Source organism: Streptomyces radiopugnans, assembly GCF_900110735.1.
GTDB lineage: Bacteria > Actinomycetota > Actinomycetes > Streptomycetales > Streptomycetaceae > Streptomyces > Streptomyces radiopugnans.
In genome coordinates this window covers 1,024,755-1,042,257 of record NZ_FOET01000001.1, presented here as the reverse complement: position 1 = coordinate 1,042,257, position 17,503 = coordinate 1,024,755, and the positions used below count along the sequence as shown (strand labels likewise).

Below are 17,503 nucleotides of genomic sequence, written 5' to 3'. Positions count from 1 at the left end.
GCCGGCCTGGTCGGTCTCGTCTCCGCCACCGCCGCGGGGCGGCGCGCCCGCGACCGTCTGGCGGCCGCCTGGCCGGAGGCCACCCGCGTCTACGACACCGGAGGCGAAGGCGGTACCGCCGGCACCGTCCGCGAGGCGGTCACCCGCGCCTTCGCCGAGTGCGACCGCCTCGTCTGCTTCCTCGCCACCGGCGCGACCGTGCGCCTGATCGCCCCGCTGCTGGGCGGCAAGGCGGACGATCCGGGCGTGGTGTGCGTGGACGAGGCGCAGCGGTACGCCGTGGCACTGCTGGGCGGCCACGCGGGCGGCGCGAACGACCTGGCGCACGCGGTGGCCGAGGCCCTGCCCGGCTGCCGTCCCGTCGTCACCACCGCCACCGACGCCGCCGGCGTCCCCGGCCTGGACACCCTCGGCCTGCCCGTCGAGGGCGCCGTCGCGGCGGTGTCGCGGGCGATCCTCGACGGCGAGCCCGTCCGTCTGGTGCGTCATTCCGTTCTCCCCCTTCCCGCACTGCCACCCAACGTGGCCGAGGCCACCGACAGCGCCACGCAGAGCGACGGCGGGCCCGGTGGCCGGGGCGCGGACGACGGGTACACCCTGCTGGTCAGCGACCGCGCGGCGACGCCCGGCGACCGCACGGCCGTGCTGCGCCCGCCGACCCTCGCCGTCGGCGTCGGCGCCAGCCGGGGAGCCCCCGCCGACGAGGTCGCCGCCCTGGTCGGGCAGGCCCTCGCCGACGCCGGTCTGTCGCCGCTGTCCGTCACCGAGCTGGCCACCGTCGAGGCCAAGGCCGGCGAGGAGGGCATCGTGGAGGCGGCCCGGCGCCTGGGCGTACCGCTGCGGACGTACCCCGCGGAGGAACTGGCCGTCGTGCCCGTGCCCCACCCCTCCGACGCGCCGCTGGCCGCCGTGGGCACCCCGAGCGTGGCGGAGGCCGCCGCGCTGCTCGCCTGCGGCGAGGGCGCCGAACTGGTCGTGCCCAAGCGGAAGTCCGCTCCCGAGGGGCGCGCGGCGATGGCGACCTGCGCCGTGGCGCGGCGGCGGCACCGCGGGCGGCTGGCCGTCGTCGGGCTCGGGCCCGGCGCCCGCGACCTGCTCACCCCGCGCGCCCGCGACGAGCTGCGCCGCGCCTCGGTGGTCGTCGGCCTCGACCAGTACGTGGACCAGATCCGCGATCTGCTGCGGCCGGGCGCCCGTGTGCTGGAGTCCGGTCTCGGCGCGGAGGAGGAGCGCGCCCGCACCGCCGTGGCGGAGGCCCGCGCGGGCCACGCGGTGGCGCTGATCGGCAGCGGCGACGCCGGGGTGTACGCGATGGCCTCGCCCGCCCTGGCGGAGGCGTCCGCCGACATCGACGTGGTCGGTGTCCCCGGCGTCACGGCGGCGCTCGCCGCCGCCGCGCTGCTGGGCGCGCCGCTGGGCCACGACCACGTCTCGATCAGTCTGTCGGACCTGCACACGCCCTGGGAGGTGATCGAGCGCCGGGTCCGGGCGGCGGCCGAGTCCGACCTGGTGGTGACGTTCTACAACCCCCGCAGCCGGGGCCGCGACTGGCAGCTGCCCAAGGCGCTCGCCCTGCTGGCCGAGCACCGCGCCCCGCACACCCCGGCCGGGGTGGTGCGCAACGCCTCGCGCCCCGGCGAGCGCACCACCGTGACCACGCTCGGCGAACTCGATCCGGGGACGGTCGACATGATGACGGTGGTGACCGTCGGCAACACCGCCACCCGCACCGTGGCCGGCCGCATGGTGACCCCGCGCGGCTACCGCTGGCAGGAGTCCCGGTGACCGCGCCCGCGACCGCCGCACCGACGGCCGTCCCCCGGGCCGCGCCCGTCGCCGTCACCTCGCGCTGCGCGGGCTGTGGCGCCTGCCTGCTGACCTGTCCGGTCCACGCGATACGTCCGCTGGGCGGCGCGCTGCTGGTGCGGGCCGAGCTGTGCACCGGCTGCCTGGAGTGCGTCGAGGTGTGCCCGGTCGACGCCGTCGAGGAGATCCCCGTACGCGACCCCCGGGAGCCGTCGTGACGCCTTTGCCCCACCGCACCGTCCATCCCATCGAGGAGGAGTCGTACCGCATCCTGCGCTCGCGGCTGGACACCTCCCACCTCCCGCCGCTGACGCGGGCCGTGGTGGAGCGGGTGATCCACTCCAGCGCCGACCCGGCCTACGCCGAGGACCTGGTCACCGACGAGAGCGCGCTGCGCGCCGCGCACACCGCCCTGCACGCCGGTGCGCCGGTCGTGGTGGACGTCGAGATGGTCGCCGCCGGGATCACCCGCCGCGAGACGGTGTGCCGGCTCGCCGACGCCCGCGCCGAGGACGGCCTGACCCGTTCCGCGCACGCGGTGCGGCTGGCCCACGAGCAGGTCGGGCCGGGCGCGGTGTGGGTGGTCGGCTGCGCGCCCACCGCCCTGTTCGAACTGCTCGCCCTGGACGCGGACCCCGCCCTGGTCATCGGTCTGCCCGTCGGCTTCGTCGGCGCGGCCGAGAGCAAGGCGGCGCTGCGCGCCAGCGGCCTGCCGGCCGTCAGCAACGTCTCGGAGAAGGGCGGCAGCGCGGTGGCCGCGGCAGCCCTCAACGCCCTTCTGTACACCCCGGCCACCGCCGCACACCCCGACAGCACCGTCCCCCGTACCGCCCCCGGTACCGCCAAGGAGAAGACCCAGTGACCAGTCCGCCCGCCCTGCTCCTCGTCGGCCATGGCACCCGTGACGACGCCGGCGCCGAGGCGTTCCGCTCCTTCGTGCGCGACCTCGGCGAGCGGCGGCCCGGCCTCCCCGTCGCGGGGGGTTTCATCGAACTGTCCCCGCCGCCGCTCGCCGACGCCGTCGCCGAACTGACCGGACGGGGTGTGCGGAACTTCGCCGCCGTCCCGCTGATGCTGGTCTCGGCCGGGCACGCCAAGGGCGACATCCCCGCCGCCCTGGCCCGCGAGGAGCAGCGCCATCCGGGCACCACCTACGCGTACGGCCGCCCGCTCGGCCCCCACCCGTCGCTGCTGAACGTGCTGGAGCGCCGGGTGGACGAGGCGCTGCGCTCGGCGGGCGACGAGGGCGGCGCGAGCAGCCGCGCCGGCACCACGGTGCTGCTGGTGGGCCGCGGCTCCACCGACCCGGACGCCAACGCCGAGGTGCACAAGGCGGCCAGGCTGCTGTGGGAGGGGCGCGGCTACGCGGGCGTGGAGACGGCGTTCGTCTCGCTCGCCGCCCCCGACGTCCCCTCCGGCCTGGACCGCTGCCGGATGCTGGGCGCCCGCCGGATCGTGGTGCTGCCGTACTTCCTGTTCACCGGCATCCTGCCGGACCGGGTCCGGGCGCAGACCGAGGGCTGGGCCGCGGCGCACCCGGAGACCGAGGTGCTCTCCGCCGATGTCATCGGCCCCACCGACGAGTTGGCGGAGCTGGTCTGGGAGCGCTACACGGAGGCCGTCGAGGGCGATCTGCGGATGAACTGCGACTCGTGCGTCTACCGCATCGCGCTGCCCGGCTTCGAGGAGAAGGTGGGCATGCCCCAGCGGCCCCACCACCACCCGGACGACGACGGACACGGACACGGGCACGGGCACCACCATCACCACAATGACGGCCATGCACACGCCCACTGAACCCCTGGTTCCCCCTCGGCCCCCGGGCGTCGCGCACGACCTGCGCCACCACGGCGACGCGGAGGTGCGGGACGCGGGCGCGGACCTGGTGGACCTCGCGGTCAACGTCCGCGCCGGCACGCCCCCCGCGTGGCTGAGGGAGCGGGTGGCCGCCTCGATCGGCTCGCTGGCCGCCTACCCCGACGGGCGGGCGGCCCGGCGGGCGGTGGCGGCCCGTCACGGGCTGCCGCAGGAGTGCGTGCTGCTGACGGCGGGCGCGGCGGAGGCGTTCGTCCTGCTCGCCCGGTTCCTGCCCCCGCCCGGGTCGGACGCCTGGCGCGACGGCGGACCGGTCGTGGTGCACCCGCAGTTCACCGAGCCGGAGGCCGCGCTGCTGGACGCGGGCCACCGGGTGGAGCGCGTCGTCCTGGAGGAGCGGGACGGCTTCCGTCTCGACCCCGCCCGCGTTCCGGCCGGGGCCGCCGCGGTGGTCGTCGGCAACCCGACCAACCCGACGTCGGTGCTGCACCCGGCCCGGGCCCTGGCGGCGCTGGCGCGGCCGGGCCGGACGCTGGTGGTGGACGAGGCGTTCATCGACGCGGTGCCGGGCGAGCGCGAGTCCCTGGCGGGGCTGGTGACGGAGCTTCCGGGCCGCACCGTGGTGCTGCGCAGCCTCACCAAGACCTGGGGGCTGGCGGGGCTGCGCATCGGCTATGTGCTCTCCGACCCGGAGACCGTCGCCGCGCTGGCGCGGCACCAGCCGCTGTGGCCGGTCTCCTCCCCCGCGCTCGCCGCGGCCGAGGCGTGCTGCGAGCCAGCCGCGCTGGCCGAGGCCGAGCGGGCGGCGGAGCGGACCGCCGCCGACCGGGCCCATCTGCTCGGCCGACTCGCGGAGTTCGGGGAGCTGGGGCAGGCGACGGCGGACCCGCGGGCGCCCTTCGTCCTGGTGCGGCACGCCGACGCGGCCGGGCTGCGGGAGCGGCTGCGCGCGGAGGGCATCGCGGTACGCCGCGGGGACACCTTCCCCGGCCTGGACGCGCGGTGGCTGCGGCTGGCGGTGCGGGACCGGGCGACGACCGACCGCCTGGTGCGGGCGCTGGCCGGCCTCGGGGTGCGCTGACGCGCGGAGCGGCGGCGGGCCCCCGCCCGGGGGCCCGCCGCCGCTCACACCGACTAGCACCGCTCACACCGCCGACCCGGCCCGGGGCCGGGTCGGCGGTAAGCGGATCAGGCGTCGGCCACGCCGGACGCACGGCGGCGGCGCAGCATCAGCAGGCCGCCGCCCGCGGCGACGAGCGCCAGGGCTCCGCCGGCGATGTACGGGGTGGCCGAGCTGCCGCCGGTCTCGGCGAGGTTGCCGGTGGGCTTCTCGCCGGACGGCTCCGAACCGGTCTGCGGCTGCGGGTCGTTCCCCTTGCCGTCGGTGGAGCCGGCCGAGCCGCTGTCACCACCGGTGGAACCGCCGTCGGCGGAGCCCTCGGTGGAACCGCCGCTGCCGCTCGTGGAGCCCCCGTCGGCGGAGCCGCCACCGGCGGAACCGGTGGACCCGCCCTCGGTGGCACCGCCGTCGCCGCCGGTGGAGCCGCCGGTGCCGCCGGTGGATCCGCCGTTGTCACCGCCCTTGCCGCCGGGCGTCTCGCAGGCCGCCTCCACCAGCGTCACCCGGCCCTTGACCTCGGCCACGTTCAGATCGGCCGGGTTCAGCGCGATGTCCAGCGCGAGCGCGGTGGCGGCGGCCGTACGGGTGGTGGTGACGGTCTCGGCCAGCTTCAGCCGCACCGTGCCGAGGCCTTCCGCCTCGACCGTGGTGGTGCCGTCGGCCTTCACCTCGACCTTCTTCCCGAGCACCGTGACGGTGCCGGGGATCTCGGACTCGGCGGTCGGCTGGGCACCGGCCTCGCACACGGCGTGGGAGGTGACCAGCTCGGTCCTGACCAGGGGCCGCAGCAGCCCCGGCACGTACACCTTGGCCTCGGCCAGGTTGGAGTGGCCCTCGGCCTTCCCCTTCTCCACCGTCGCCCTCGAGGTGGCGGCCTTCGCGCCCAGCATGGTGAACGGCTTGCCGCCGTGCACGCCGTCCACGCGGGCCTCCAGCAGGGTCTCGTCGGCGCTCTCGGGCGCCCGGACCGCGTTGAGCTCGGTCTTCAGCGGTACGGCGGCGCCCCCCTTGAGCAGAGAGACCTCCAGGCTCGCCCGGAGTACGGCCGCGCTCGCCGAGCCCGCGTCGCCGGCGGCGTTCGCGGGCGCGGCGGTGACCCCCACCAGAGCGGCGGCGGCGAGCAGGCCGTAGACAGACTTGTTCACAGGTGAAACCCCCACGGATTGCATGGCGTCACCGGCGGCCAATGGGGGACATCGCTCACACCGGTGACTGAGACCACGCCATTGTTGACCCACGTAGCGCGAAAGAGCGGCCACGTAGCGTTAATTCACTCGAAAGAGTCACACCTGCCGCAGTTTTCGATTAGCTCATCATGGGTATCGCACCGCGTCTCCACAGGGCGGGCATACGCCCTCCTCCACCGCGGACACCCCGCGCGCCTCACCGCATGCCTCACCGCGCGCCTCACCGCGCGCCTCACCGCACGGCGCGCCCCCTGAGCAGTACCGCCCGCGGCGCGGCCAGCACCCGTACGTCGGCCCGCGGATCCGCCTCGTACACCACCAGATCCGCCTCGGCGCCCTCCTCCAGCCCCGGGCGCCCCAGCCAGGCGCGGGCCGCCCAGGTGGTCGCCGACAGGGCGTCCACCGGCGGGATGCCCGCCGCCACCAGCTCCGCGACCTCGTCGGCGACCAGCCCGTGCGGCAGCGAGCCGCCGGCGTCCGTGCCGACGAAGACCGGGATGCCGGCGTCGTACGCCGCGCGCACGGTGTCGTAGCGGCGCTCGTGGAGCCGCCGCATGTGGTCGGCCCAGCGCGGGAACTTCTTCTCGCCGCCCTCGGCGAGCCGGGGGAAGGTGGCGATGTTGACCAGGGTGGGGACGATGGCGACGCCCCGCTCGGCGAAGAGCGGGATGGTCTCCTCCGTCAGACCGGTGGCGTGCTCGACGCAGTCGATCCCGGCCTCCACCAGATCGCGCAGCGAGTCCTCGGCGAAGCAGTGGGCGGTGACCCGCGCGCCCTCCTCGTGGGCGGCCGCGATGGCGGCCTCCACCGCGCCGCGCGGCCAGCAGGGGGCCAGATCGCCCTGCTCGCGGTCTATCCAGTCGCCGACGAGCTTGACCCAGCCGTCGCCGCGCCGCGCCTCGCCCCGCACGTAGGCCGCCAGGTCCCCGGGCTCGATCTCGTGGGCGTAGTTGCGGATGTAGCGCCTGGTGCGTGCGATGTGGCGGCCGGCCCGGATGATGCGCGGCAGGTCCTCGCGGTCGTCGATCCACCGGGTGTCGGCGGCCGATCCCGCGTCCCGGATCAGCAGCGTCCCGGCGTCGCGGTCGGTGAGCGCCTGCTTCTCGCTGGTGGCGTCGTCGACGGCGCCGTGGGCATCGAGCCCGACGTGGCAGTGCGCGTCCACCAGCCCGGGCAGCACCCAGCCCTCGACCGTGGCCGTCTCCAGCGGCCCGGTGGGCCGCTCGTAGGTGATCCGCCCGTCCACGACCCACATCTCGTCCCGGACGTCGTCGGGGCCGGGCCCGGTCAGGACCCGTCCCCGGATGTGGAAATTCCCGCGCTCGCTCATATGCCGCACTGTACGAGTCCCCTGCTACGCTCACGCAGCCGCAGGGGGTCGTGGCACATCACTTCGCAGGATCCATCGAGCCCTGAGGAGGCCGCGTGGACGCCCCCACCGAAGAGTTCCACGCCTTCTTCGACCGGTACTACGCCGACCTGTCCCGCTTCGCCTACCTGCTGCTGGGAGACTCCGAGGGAGCCGACGACCTCGCCGCCGACGCGCTCGTCGCGGTGTGGCGCCGGTGGGACAGCGTGCGCGCCGACGGGCACCCGCTGGCGTACGCGCGCAGCGTGGTGGCCGGCATGGCCCGCACCCGGCAGCGCAGCCTGGTGCGCGAGCGCCGCCGGATCGCCCTGTTCTGGTCGCACCGGCCCGACCGCATCGACGACCCTGACGTGCCCGCGGTGCTGGACGTGCGCGACGCGCTCGCCCGGCTGCCGCTGCGCAAGCGGGCGTGTGTGGTGCTGCGGCACGCCTTCGACCTGTCGGAGAAGGAGACCGCCCGCACCCTGGGCATCTCGGTCGGCACCGTCAAGAGCCAGACCTCGCGCGGCATCGCCGAACTGGAGCGGATGCTGGCGCCGGCCCGGACGGGGCCGGAGCGCGCGTACGAGACCGTACGGGCGCTGCGCGCCGGGCCCGCGGGACGGAGCGGTTGGTGACCGATCGCCCCGATGTGGTCGCACGGCTCAGGGTGGCCGCCGACGGGCACCGTCCGGACCGGGCCCGCATGTGGGCCCGGGTGTCCGCGCGCCTTCCGGCCGGGTCCCGGGAGGAGGCCGGCCGTGTCCGCCCGCGTCCCCGCCGGGCCTGGCCGCGGATGGCCGGGGCCGCCGGCGGGCTGGTGGCCGTGCTCGCCGCGGGCGGGCTGGCCGTCGACCGGGTGGCCGGCGGCGGGGAGCCGTGGGGGGAGCGGGCACCGGCGGGAGCCGGAGTCCGGGACGGAGGGCCGCCGTCCGCCGCTCCGTCCGCCGGCGGGGGCGAGCCGGGCCCGCGGGAGGACCGGCTGCGCTCCCGGGGGGTGCTGGGCCCCGGCAACAACGCGCACTGGGCGCAGAGCGGTGTCGTCCTGCACTGCGGCGAGCGGCTGGCCTCCCTCACCGTGGAGCTGCGCGTCGCGCCGGCCGGGGGCGTACGGCACACCGGCTTCTGGAGCACCCTGCCGGCGGACGACTTCGAGGTGACCGTCCGCGAGGAGGGCGGCGCGCTGGTGTACCGCTGGACGCTGCGGAAGGGGCGCGCGGTGCCGCCGGGCGAGCACAGGTTCGTGGGCCAGTACGGCCATGCGGAGGGGCTGCGGGACGCGGGGCGGGACTCCTACACCGTCCACGCCACGGGCCCCGGCGGGCCGGTGTCCGCGGAGGGGGACTTCCGCCGAGTTCCCTGAAGAACCTCACGATCCGGTTTCGCTGGGATATCTTCCATGAATCGAAGATGAATTTACGGGCACCTGATCTGAATAGAATCCCATATCCTCATGCCCGCTCAGACGGTCCTTAAACACTAAGATTCGATATCGGCGAACCGCGTATTTCGGACACGTTCCGCGCTCGTTATGGATCTGTGACGGACTCAACATCGATTCCTCTTTGCCCGGAAAATAGGGGGCATACCAGGCATAACGCACCGGCTTTCGTGCGCGTGCGCACCCACGCGCGATAACACAGAAAGCGCGCCCGCGTAACCCCTGTCCTCGATGTGATTTGAGTTCGCTCTGGGTAAATTGGATTTGCATGACCGCCGCACAAGCAGACCATGCAGGTGCCCACAGAAAGACCGTCGAAATGCCGGAGGGACTGAAGCTCGACGCGCCCCGCGTGGAGGACGGCGCAGCGATCTGGCGGATCGCGCGCGACTCCCGGGTACTCGACCTCAACTCCTCCTACAGCTACCTCCTGTGGTGCCGCGACTTCGCCGCCACCTCGGCGGTGGCGCGCGACGGCGACGGTGAGCCGGTCGGTTTCATAACCGGCTACGTCCGGCCGCGGCACCCGCGGACCCTGGTCGTCTGGCAGGTCGCCGTCGACCACGGGCAGCGCGGACGCGGCCTGGCCGCGGCGATGCTCGACGGGCTGACCACCCGTGCCGCCGAGGAGCTTGGCATCGACGGGATAGAGACGACGATCACCCCTGACAACACCGCCTCCAACCGACTGTTCACCTCCTACGCGGAGCGCCACGGCGCACCGGTGCGGCGCGAGGTCCTCTTCGAGGGCGCGCTGTTCCCGGAGGAGGGACACGAGCCCGAGGTGCTGTACCGGATCGGGCCCGTCCCAGCCCTGGCCTCCACCGCGACCGCACCGGCCGCCGCAGGCGGCTGACCGCCGCGCGGCGCGCCGCACCGCGCCCCGGCACCCCAGACCTCTCACTCCTCTCGCAATCCATCTCCCAGGAGATCGCTGTGACCATCACCCAGCCCGACCTGAGCATCTTCCAGACCCTCGAATCGGAGGTGCGCAGCTACTGCCGCGGCTGGCCCACCGTCTTCGACAGGGCGCGCGGCAGCTACATGTACGACGAGGACGGCCACGCGTTCCTCGACTTCTTCGCCGGCGCCGGGTCACTGAACTACGGGCACAACAACCCGGTGCTCAAACGCGCCCTGCTGGACTACCTGGAGCGCGACGGCGTCACCCACGGCCTGGACATGTCCACCACCGCCAAGCGGGCCTTCCTGGAGACCTTCCAGGAGGTGGTCCTGCGTCCGCGCGGCCTGGACCACAAGGTGATGTTCCCCGGCCCGACCGGCACCAACGCCGTCGAGGCGGCCCTGAAGCTGGCCCGCAAGGTCAAGGGCCGGGAGTCGATCGTCTCCTTCACCAACGCCTTCCACGGCATGTCGCTGGGCTCCCTGGCGGTGACCGGCAACGCCTTCAAGCGCGCCGGCGCCGGCGTCCCCCTGGTGCACGGCACCCCGATGCCGTTCGACAACTACCTCGACGGCAAGGTCGAGGACTTCCTGTGGTTCGAGCGGCTGCTGCAGGACTCCGGCTCCGGCCTGAACCGGCCGGCGGCCGTGATCGTGGAGACCGTGCAGGGCGAGGGTGGCGTCAACGTCGCCCGGGCCGAGTGGCTGCGCGCCCTGGCCGACCTGTGCAAGCGCCAGGACATGCTGCTGATCGTCGACGACATCCAGATGGGCTGCGGCCGCACCGGCGGCTTCTTCTCCTTCGAGGAGGCCGGGATCACCCCCGACATCATCACGGTCTCCAAGTCCATCAGCGGCTACGGGCTGCCGATGGCGCTGACCCTGTTCCGGCCCGAGCTGGACGTCTGGGAGCCCGGCGAGCACAACGGCACCTTCCGCGGCAACAACCCGGCCTTCGTCACCGCGGCGGCGGCCCTGGATACCTACTGGGCCGACGGGCAGATGGAGAAGCAGACGCTGGCCCGCGGCGAGCAGGTCGAGGCCGCCCTGTGTGCGATCGCCGGCGAGCACCGCGGGGGGGTGGCCGGCTTCCGGGGCCGCGGTCTGGTGTGGGGGCTGGCGTTCCCCGACGCGGGGCGTGCCGGCTGGGTGTGCTCCCGCGCCTTCGAGCTGGGGCTGCTGGTCGAGACCTCCGGCCCCGAGAGCGAGGTCGTCAAGCTGCTCCCGGCGCTGACGATCTCCCCCGAGGAGCTGGACGAGGGCCTGCGCACCCTGGCCCGCGCGGTCCGCGAGACCGCCTGACACGCGGCACCGCCCGTCCCCGGCGCCCGACCGGCGCCGGGGGCGTCCGGTCGCCGCACGCACCACCCGAATGGCCCATCCCGCGAGTTTTTCCGCGGATGGGCCTCTGACAGGAAAGGCACCTCAGCACTGTGATCGTCCGATCGCTGCAGGAAATCGAGGACACCGACCGCCACGTCAGGTCCGCCTCCGGCACCTGGGAGAGCAAGCGGATCGTGCTCGCGAAGGAGCGGGTGGGCTTCTCGCTGCACGAGACCGTGCTCTACGCCGGCACGGAGACCTCGATGTGGTACGCCAACCATGTGGAGGCCGTCCTCTGCGTGGAGGGCGAGGCCGAGCTCACCAACGACGAGACCGGCGAGAAGCACTGGATCACCCCCGGCACCATGTACTTGCTGGACGGACACGAGAAGCACACACTTCGTCCCAAGACGGACTTCCGTTGCGTCTGCGTCTTCAACCCGCCGGTCACCGGCCGCGAGGACCACGACGAGAACGGCGTCTACCCCCTGCTCACCGAACCGGACGAGAGCTGACCGTCCGCACCGGCCGATCCGGACGGACCGGTGCGAGCGGCAGCCGAGACCACACGGGAGGCCCTGGCGAGAGAACCCGCGACGAAGCGGCCACACGCGGGAACAGGGCCGCACGATGAGGAGAGGAAGGCAGAACCATGACCACCGCACCCGAACGCACCGCGGATCTCTACCCGACCCGGGGAGCCTCCGAGGTGATCACCCCGCGGCAGGACCCCACGGTGTGGTCCGCCCCCGGCACGCCGGGACCGATCGAGGCCGCGGACCTCGCGGCCTACGACCGGGACGGCTTCCTGGCGATCGACCAGCTCATCACCCCCGATGAGGTGGAGGTCTACAACCGGGAGCTGAACCGGCTGGTCTCGGACCCGCTGATCCGCGCGGACGAGCGTTCGATCGTGGAGCCGAAGTCCCAGGAGATCCGCTCCGTCTTCGAGGTCCACAAGATCAGCGAGGTCTTCGCCAACCTGGTGAGGGACCCGCGGGTGGTGGGACGCGCCCGTCAGATCCTGGGCTCGGACGTGTACGTCCACCAGAGCCGGATCAACGTCAAGCCGGGCTTCGGGGCATCGGGGTTCTACTGGCACTCCGACTTCGAGACCTGGCACGCCGAGGACGGTCTGCCGAACATGCGGACGGTCTCCGTCTCGATCGCCCTGACCGAGAACTACGAGACCAACGGCGCCCTGATGATCATGCCTGGTTCGCACAGGACGTTCCTCGGCTGCGCGGGGGCCACCCCGAAGGACAACTACAAGAAGTCCCTGCAGATGCAGGACGCGGGCACGCCGTCCGACGAGGCGCTGACCCGGCTCGCCGGCGAGCACGGCATCCGGCTGTTCACGGGCAAGCCCGGTTCGGCGACCTGGTTCGACTGCAACTGCATGCACGGCTCCGGGGACAACATCACCCCCTACCCGCGCAGCAACGTCTTCATCGTCTTCAACAGCGTGGAGAACACCGCGGTGGAGCCGTTCGCGGCGCCCATCCCGCGCCCGGAGTTCCTCGGCGCACGGGACTTCACCCCCGTGAGGTGACCACCGCCCCGCGGGGTGGGGAGCGTGCCGCCGACCGCCGGACCGCACGGTGCGCGGTCGGCGGGACGCGAGGAACGCGGAGCAAGGGGCGGGGCCGCCACGGCGGCCCCGCCCCTTCGCCGTACCCGCCCGCGGATCCCTCGGGCGGCGGGTACGGGTCAGCCGCGGCCCAGGACCTCCAGCGCCGGGAGGGCGCGGCTGTCGTAGTCGAAGAGCGCCTGGTTCTCCCAGCCGTTGCCGGAGGCCGGGTCGGCCGGGTCCCAGCCGTTGCCGGGCACGGCGGTCCAGGTCGGCTCCCACCAGAACAGCCCCAGTCCCCGCCCGCCCGGTACGGCGGCCACGACCGCCGTGATGTCGCGCAGCCAGGCGGCCTGCCCCTCGGGGGTCGCGGGGTAGCCGGGAACCAGCTCGGAGGGCCGGTCGATGATGTTCTCCAGGAAGTCCTCGCTGTCCAGCCGGAACGGATAGGCGGTCTCCGCGACGAAGACGTCCCTGCGGTAGCGGGCCGAGACGTCGTTCAGGTTGGCCTGGAGATCGGCCAGCGTGCCGTGCCAGTAACCGTAGAAGGACAGGCCGATGGCGTCGAAGGGCACGCCGTGCGCCACCGCGTTGTCGAACCACCAGCGGGTGTCGGCGCCCCGCCCGCCCTCGGCCAGGTGGAGGGCGACCCGGATGCCGGGCGAGGCGGCGCGGGCGGCCTCGGCCCCGGCTGTGAGCAGGCCGGCCAGGCGGGGCCAGTCGTCGGTCGAGCCGTCGGGCCACAGCATGCCGCCGTTGATCTCGTTGCCGATCTGGACCATGGCCGCCGGTGTGCCCTGCGCCCGCAGCGCGCCCAGGATGTCGGCGGTGTGGTCGCGCACCGCCCGCTCCAGCGCGGCTCCGTGGAGGTCCTCCCAGGCCGCGGGCTTGAACTGCTTGCCGGGGTCGGCCCAGGTGTCGGAGTAGTGGAAGTCGACCAGGAGCTTCATGCCCGCCGCGTGCAGCCGCCGGGCCGTCCGCAGGATGTGGGGCCTGGTGTGGTAGCCGTCGGCCGGATCCACCCAGACCTTCAGACGGCCCCAGTTGACCCCGGCTCCCGCCAGGATCCGTACCGCGTCGTCCCTGCGGCCGTCGGCGTGGTGGTAGACGCCGCCGAGGTCCTCGCCCTTGGCGAGGGAGGAGACGTCGGCGCCGCGGACGCGCAGGCGCGGAGCGGCTGCGGCCGTGCCGGGGGCGGCGGTGGCCAGGGCGGGGGCGGCGAGAGCGACTGCTCCCAGCCGCAGGACGGTGCGTCTGCGCATGGCTGTGCCCTTCCTTCCGGTTCTCTCGTGGTGTTCTCGTGGTGTTCTCACTGCTCTTGCGGTGTCCTCCGCCGGCACCCACCGACCCTCCGCCGGCCCTCGGCGACCGGCCCGGCCGTACCGGAGCGCCGGGGCTCAGCCGTCGAGGCGGACCACGCGGACCCCACCGGCTGGCACCGCGAGCCGGCCGGCCACGCGGGCGCCGCCGAGCAGTTCGGTGCCGGACGCCTCCAGCGGCACCTTGGCGTCGGCGCCGGTGTGGTTGAGGACGAAGAGGTAGGTGCCGGACTGTCCGGAGCGGCGCACCACCTCCACGTCGCGGGGGATCTCCTCGCGCGGGGCGATGCCCGCGTCCGCGCAGGCGGCGGCCAGCACGGCGTCGAGCCCACCCGGGCCCAGGCGCGTCGAGACGTACCACGCGGTGCCCTCGCCCAGCCGGTTCCGGGTGACGGCGGGACCGCCCGCGGCCGGGCCGCCGCCGTAGGACCACACCGTCTCGGCGCCCCGCGCCACGACGGTCTCGGCCCACACGTCGGCCTCCAGCGAGGGGACCCCGGACCCGAGGACGGTCACCGTCCGGCCCGCCCGCAGCGGCTGGAACTCCTCGACCGTCAGCCCGAGCACCTCCCGCAGCGCGCCCGGGTGGGGGCCGGGGTGGACGGCGTCGTGTTCGTCGACGATGCCGGAGAAGTAGGAGACCACCAGGGTGCCGCCGCCGGCGACGTAGGCGCGCAGGTCCTCACCGGCCTCCGCCGAGGCCAGGTAGAGGGCGGGGACCACCACCAGCGGGTACGCGGCCAGCTTCGCCGGATCGGTCCGAGGGGGGACGAAGTCGGCGGTCAGATGGCGGTCGAAGAGCGCGGCGTACCAGGCCTCGGCGCGCTCGCGGGCGTCGAGGTCCTGGCTGGGGCGCCACTCAAGCTTCTGCGCCCACCACGACTGCCAGTCCCACACGACCGCCACGTCCGCGACCGTGCGGGTGCCGCGGATCTCCTCCAGCGCGGCGACGTCCGCGCCGAGCGAGACCACCTCGCGCCAGATCCGGCTGTCGGTGCCGGCGTGCGGCACCATCGCCGAGTGGAACTTCTCCGCGCCGGAGCGGGAGGCGCGCCACTGGAAGAACATCGCCCCCTCCGAGCCGCGTGCGATGTGGGCCAGTGAGTTGCGGGCCATCTCGCCGGGGCGCTTGGCGATGCCGCGCGGCTGCCAGTTGACGCCGCTGGTGGAGTGCTCCAGCAGCAGCCACGGCTCGCCGCCGGCGACCGAGCGGGTCAGGTCGGCGGCCATCGACAGATTGACGTGGTTGCGCTCGTCCTCGGCCACCAGGTAGTGGTCGTTGGTGACGATGTCGACCTCGCGGCCCCAGGCCCAGTAGTCGATGGTGTCGCACTGGGTGGGCGAGACCATGAAGTTGGTGGTGACCGGGACGCCCGGGGACAGCTCGTGCAGCAGGTCGCGCTCGCGGCGGAAGTTCGCCAGGGCGCTGTCGCTCGCGAACCGGGCGTAGTCCAGGCGCTGGGCGGGGTTGCAGACGGTGGGGGTCGCCCGGGGCGGGGCGATCTCCTCCCAGTCGCCGTAGGTCTGGCCCCAGAAGGCGGTGCCCCAGGCGGCGTTGAGCCTCTCCAGGGTGGTGTAGCGCTCCCGCAGCCAGGTGCGGAAGGCGGCGGCGGAGGTCTCGCAGTAGCACTCCAGGACGGGTACGCCGTACTCGTTGTGGACGTGCCACATCACGACCGCGGGATGCCTTCCGTAGCGCTCGCCCAGCGCGCGGGCGATCCGGGCGGAGGCCTGCTGGTAGGCGGGCGAGTTGTGGCAGATCGCGCCGCGCGAGCCGAACTCCCAGCGCACGCCCTCCCGGCTGACGGGCAGCGCCTCGGGGTGGGCGCGGTAGAACCAGGCGGGCGGCACCACGGTGGGGGTGGCCAGGTCGACGCCGATGCCGGCCCCGTGCAGCAGCTCGATGATCCGGTCGAGCCGTCCGAAGTCGAAGACGCCCTCGGCGGGCTCGATCATCGCCCAGGAGAAGATACCGACGCTGACCGTGGTCACACCGGCCTCACGCATCAGCGCGACGTCCTCGTGCCAGACCTCCTCGGGCCACTGCTCGGGGTTGTAGTCGCCGCCGTAGGCGAGGCGCACCATACGACCTCCTGGGTCGAAGTCCCGGCCCGAGTGAGCCGGACCGGGAAGGAACTGGGAAAGAACTGGGAACGTTCACAGCCGCACGTCGACTGCATCACCTAGAAAACATCAAGCCCCGAACCATTGACAAGAGTCAGTCGGGTTTCTCTACTGTGCACGTTCACAGCGCCTTGTCAGGGAGGAAACATGAACCACCGCACCGTCGCGGCGTGCACCGCGGCCGCTCTGGCGGCAGCCGTCCTCACCGGCTGCGGCTCCTCGGGCGACGACTCCGCCGCCTCCGGCCCGGCGGAACTGACCTACTGGGCCTGGGCGCCCGGCATGGACAAGGTCGTCGCCCTCTGGAACGAGGAGAACCCGGACGTCAAGGTGGTGGTCAAGAAGCAGGCCAGCGGGGACGACCTGGTGACCAAGACCATCACCGCGGCCAAGGCTGGTGAGGCCCCCGACCTGGTGCAGGCCGAGTACCAGGCGCTGCCCACCCTGGTCGGCAACGACGTGCTGGCCGACATATCGGGCGAGGTGGCCGGCGCGGAGAAGGAGTTCGCCCCGGGGGTGTGGCAGCAGGTCACCCTGGGCGGCGACGCGGTCTACGCCCTCCCGCAGGACTCGGGGCCCATGATGTTCTACTACCGCCACGACCTGTTCGAGGAGTACGGGCTGACGGTGCCCACCACCTGGGAGGAGTTCGCCGACACCGCCCGTGCGCTCAAGGAGAAGGCACCGGAGAAGGACCTCACCACCTTCTCCAGCAACGACGCCGGTCTCTTCGCCGGTCTCGCGCAGCAGGCCGGCGCGCGCTGGTGGACCACCGAGGGCCGGAAGTGGAAGGTCGCGATCGACGACGCGGCCACCCGGAAGGTCGCCGACTTCTGGGGCTCCCTGGTCCGGGAGGGCGCGATCGACAACCAGCCGATGTACACCCCCGCCTGGAACAAGGCCCTCAACACCGGCAAGCAGATCGCCTGGGTCAGCGCCGTGTGGGCCCCCGGTACGCTCACCACCGCCGCCCCCGACACCCGGGGCAAGTGGGCGATGGCGCCGCTGCCCCAGTGGGAGAAGGGCGCGAACGCCACCGGCAGCTGGGGCGGCTCGACCACCGCGGTCACCGGCGACTCCGAGCACAAGGAGGCCGCCGCGCGGTTCGCCACCTGGCTGAACACCGACCCCGAGGCGCTGGCCGCCCTGGTGCGGGAGAGCGGCGTCTACCCGGCCGCCAAGGCGGCCCAGAGCGGCGGGGCCCTCAGCCGGGCCCCGGAATTCTTCCCCAACCAGCCCGACTTCTACGAGCAGGCCGCCGAGATCGCCCAGGGCACCGCCCCCGCGGCCTGGGGCCCGAACGTCAATGTCGCCTACAGCACCTTCAAGGACGCCTTCAGCAAGGCCGCCAAGAACCGGTCCGGTTTCGACTCGGCGCTGCGGACCATGCACGAGGCGACCGTGGCGGACCTGAGGAAGCAGGGCTTCGGAGTCGCCGAGTGACACCGGTGACGCCAGTGACGCGCACGGCGCCGTCCGCGGAGCCCGCCGGCGGGGCCCGCCCGCTCCCCCTCGGGGGTGCGGGGTCGCGGCCGGGCCGCCGCGGT

General features: G+C 73.8%; 16 protein-coding genes. 12 read left to right on the top strand and 4 right to left on the bottom strand.

The window, feature by feature from the left end; genetic code table 11:
• Nucleotides 1-6: 6 nt before the first annotated feature.
• The 5 genes from cobJ to cobC are packed head-to-tail and all read left to right on the top strand — an operon-like array spanning nt 7 to nt 4,702.
• Complete coding sequence (cobJ, locus tag BMY40_RS04525; RefSeq protein WP_093655839.1) at nt 7-1,785, top strand: precorrin-3B C(17)-methyltransferase; 1,779 nt, start codon at nt 7-9, stop codon at nt 1,783-1,785.
• Nucleotides 1,782-2,024 (top strand): DUF362 domain-containing protein, encoded by a 243-nt coding sequence (locus BMY40_RS04520; protein WP_177213861.1) that lies wholly within the window; start codon nt 1,782-1,784, stop codon nt 2,022-2,024. The genes cobJ and BMY40_RS04520 overlap by 4 nt, the downstream gene beginning before the upstream one ends.
• Entirely contained in the window at nt 2,021-2,668 is a 648-nt protein-coding gene (locus tag BMY40_RS04515) for a precorrin-8X methylmutase (RefSeq protein ID WP_245769826.1), read from the top strand. Before BMY40_RS04520 ends, BMY40_RS04515 begins: the two co-directional genes overlap by 4 nt.
• A complete protein-coding gene (locus BMY40_RS04510) occupies nt 2,665-3,603 on the top strand; it encodes a sirohydrochlorin chelatase (protein WP_093655476.1) in 939 nt (312 codons plus the stop codon). Before BMY40_RS04515 ends, BMY40_RS04510 begins: the two co-directional genes overlap by 4 nt.
• Nucleotides 3,587-4,702 carry an Rv2231c family histidinol phosphate aminotransferase CobC gene (cobC, locus tag BMY40_RS04505; RefSeq protein ID WP_177213860.1) on the top strand — a complete coding sequence of 372 codons (1,116 nt, stop codon included), beginning with the start codon at nt 3,587-3,589 and terminating at the stop codon, nt 4,700-4,702. The genes BMY40_RS04510 and cobC overlap by 17 nt, the downstream gene beginning before the upstream one ends.
• A gap of 107 nt (nt 4,703-4,809) precedes the next feature.
• Here cobC and BMY40_RS04500 read toward each other — a convergent pair whose 3' ends face one another.
• A complete protein-coding gene (locus BMY40_RS04500; RefSeq protein WP_245769825.1) occupies nt 4,810-5,886 on the bottom strand; it encodes an SCO1860 family LAETG-anchored protein in 1,077 nt (358 codons plus the stop codon).
• Between the two features lie 274 nt (nt 5,887-6,160).
• Nucleotides 6,161-7,258 (bottom strand): amidohydrolase family protein, encoded by a 1,098-nt coding sequence (locus BMY40_RS04495; protein ID WP_093655470.1) that lies wholly within the window; start codon nt 7,256-7,258, stop codon nt 6,161-6,163.
• 95 nt (nt 7,259-7,353) lie between these two features.
• On the opposite strand from BMY40_RS04495, the gene BMY40_RS04490 reads away from it, so the two are divergent.
• The 6 genes from BMY40_RS04490 to thpD all read left to right on the top strand — a co-directional run bounded on the left by BMY40_RS04490 (nt 7,354) and on the right by thpD (nt 12,495).
• Nucleotides 7,354-7,914, top strand: coding sequence for a SigE family RNA polymerase sigma factor (locus BMY40_RS04490; RefSeq protein ID WP_093655468.1), 561 nt, complete (start codon nt 7,354-7,356; stop codon nt 7,912-7,914).
• Nucleotides 7,911-8,639: a hypothetical protein gene (locus BMY40_RS04485; protein ID WP_093655466.1), complete on the top strand. Its 729-nt coding sequence runs from the start codon at nt 7,911-7,913 to the stop codon at nt 8,637-8,639. Before BMY40_RS04490 ends, BMY40_RS04485 begins: the two co-directional genes overlap by 4 nt.
• 397 nt (nt 8,640-9,036) lie before the next feature.
• Nucleotides 9,037-9,573 carry a diaminobutyrate acetyltransferase gene (gene ectA, locus BMY40_RS04480; RefSeq protein WP_093655464.1) on the top strand — a complete coding sequence of 179 codons (537 nt, stop codon included), beginning with the start codon at nt 9,037-9,039 and terminating at the stop codon, nt 9,571-9,573.
• Between the two features lie 80 nt (nt 9,574-9,653).
• On the top strand, nt 9,654-10,922 hold the full coding sequence (ectB, locus tag BMY40_RS04475; protein ID WP_093655462.1) for a diaminobutyrate--2-oxoglutarate transaminase: 1,269 nt from the start codon (nt 9,654-9,656) through the stop codon (nt 10,920-10,922).
• 131 nt (nt 10,923-11,053) lie between these two features.
• Nucleotides 11,054-11,458, top strand: coding sequence for an ectoine synthase (locus BMY40_RS04470; protein WP_093655460.1), 405 nt, complete (start codon nt 11,054-11,056; stop codon nt 11,456-11,458).
• 137 nt (nt 11,459-11,595) lie between these two features.
• Nucleotides 11,596-12,495 carry an ectoine hydroxylase gene (thpD, locus tag BMY40_RS04465; protein ID WP_093655457.1) on the top strand — a complete coding sequence of 300 codons (900 nt, stop codon included), beginning with the start codon at nt 11,596-11,598 and terminating at the stop codon, nt 12,493-12,495.
• 158 nt (nt 12,496-12,653) lie between these two features.
• Here the strand turns inward: thpD and BMY40_RS04460 are convergent, their stop codons facing one another.
• Together BMY40_RS04460 and BMY40_RS04455 are read right to left on the bottom strand one after the other, a co-directional pair.
• Nucleotides 12,654-13,775, bottom strand: coding sequence for a glycoside hydrolase family 53 protein (locus tag BMY40_RS04460; RefSeq protein ID WP_093655456.1), 1,122 nt, complete (start codon nt 13,773-13,775; stop codon nt 12,654-12,656).
• A 135-nt stretch (nt 13,776-13,910) separates the two neighbouring features.
• A complete protein-coding gene (locus tag BMY40_RS04455) occupies nt 13,911-15,917 on the bottom strand; it encodes a beta-galactosidase (RefSeq protein WP_093655454.1) in 2,007 nt (668 codons plus the stop codon).
• Between the two features lie 186 nt (nt 15,918-16,103).
• On the opposite strand from BMY40_RS04455, the gene BMY40_RS04450 reads away from it, so the two are divergent.
• Complete coding sequence (locus tag BMY40_RS04450; RefSeq protein ID WP_093655452.1) at nt 16,104-17,399, top strand: extracellular solute-binding protein; 1,296 nt, start codon at nt 16,104-16,106, stop codon at nt 17,397-17,399.
• Nucleotides 17,400-17,503: the final 104 nt, after the last annotated feature.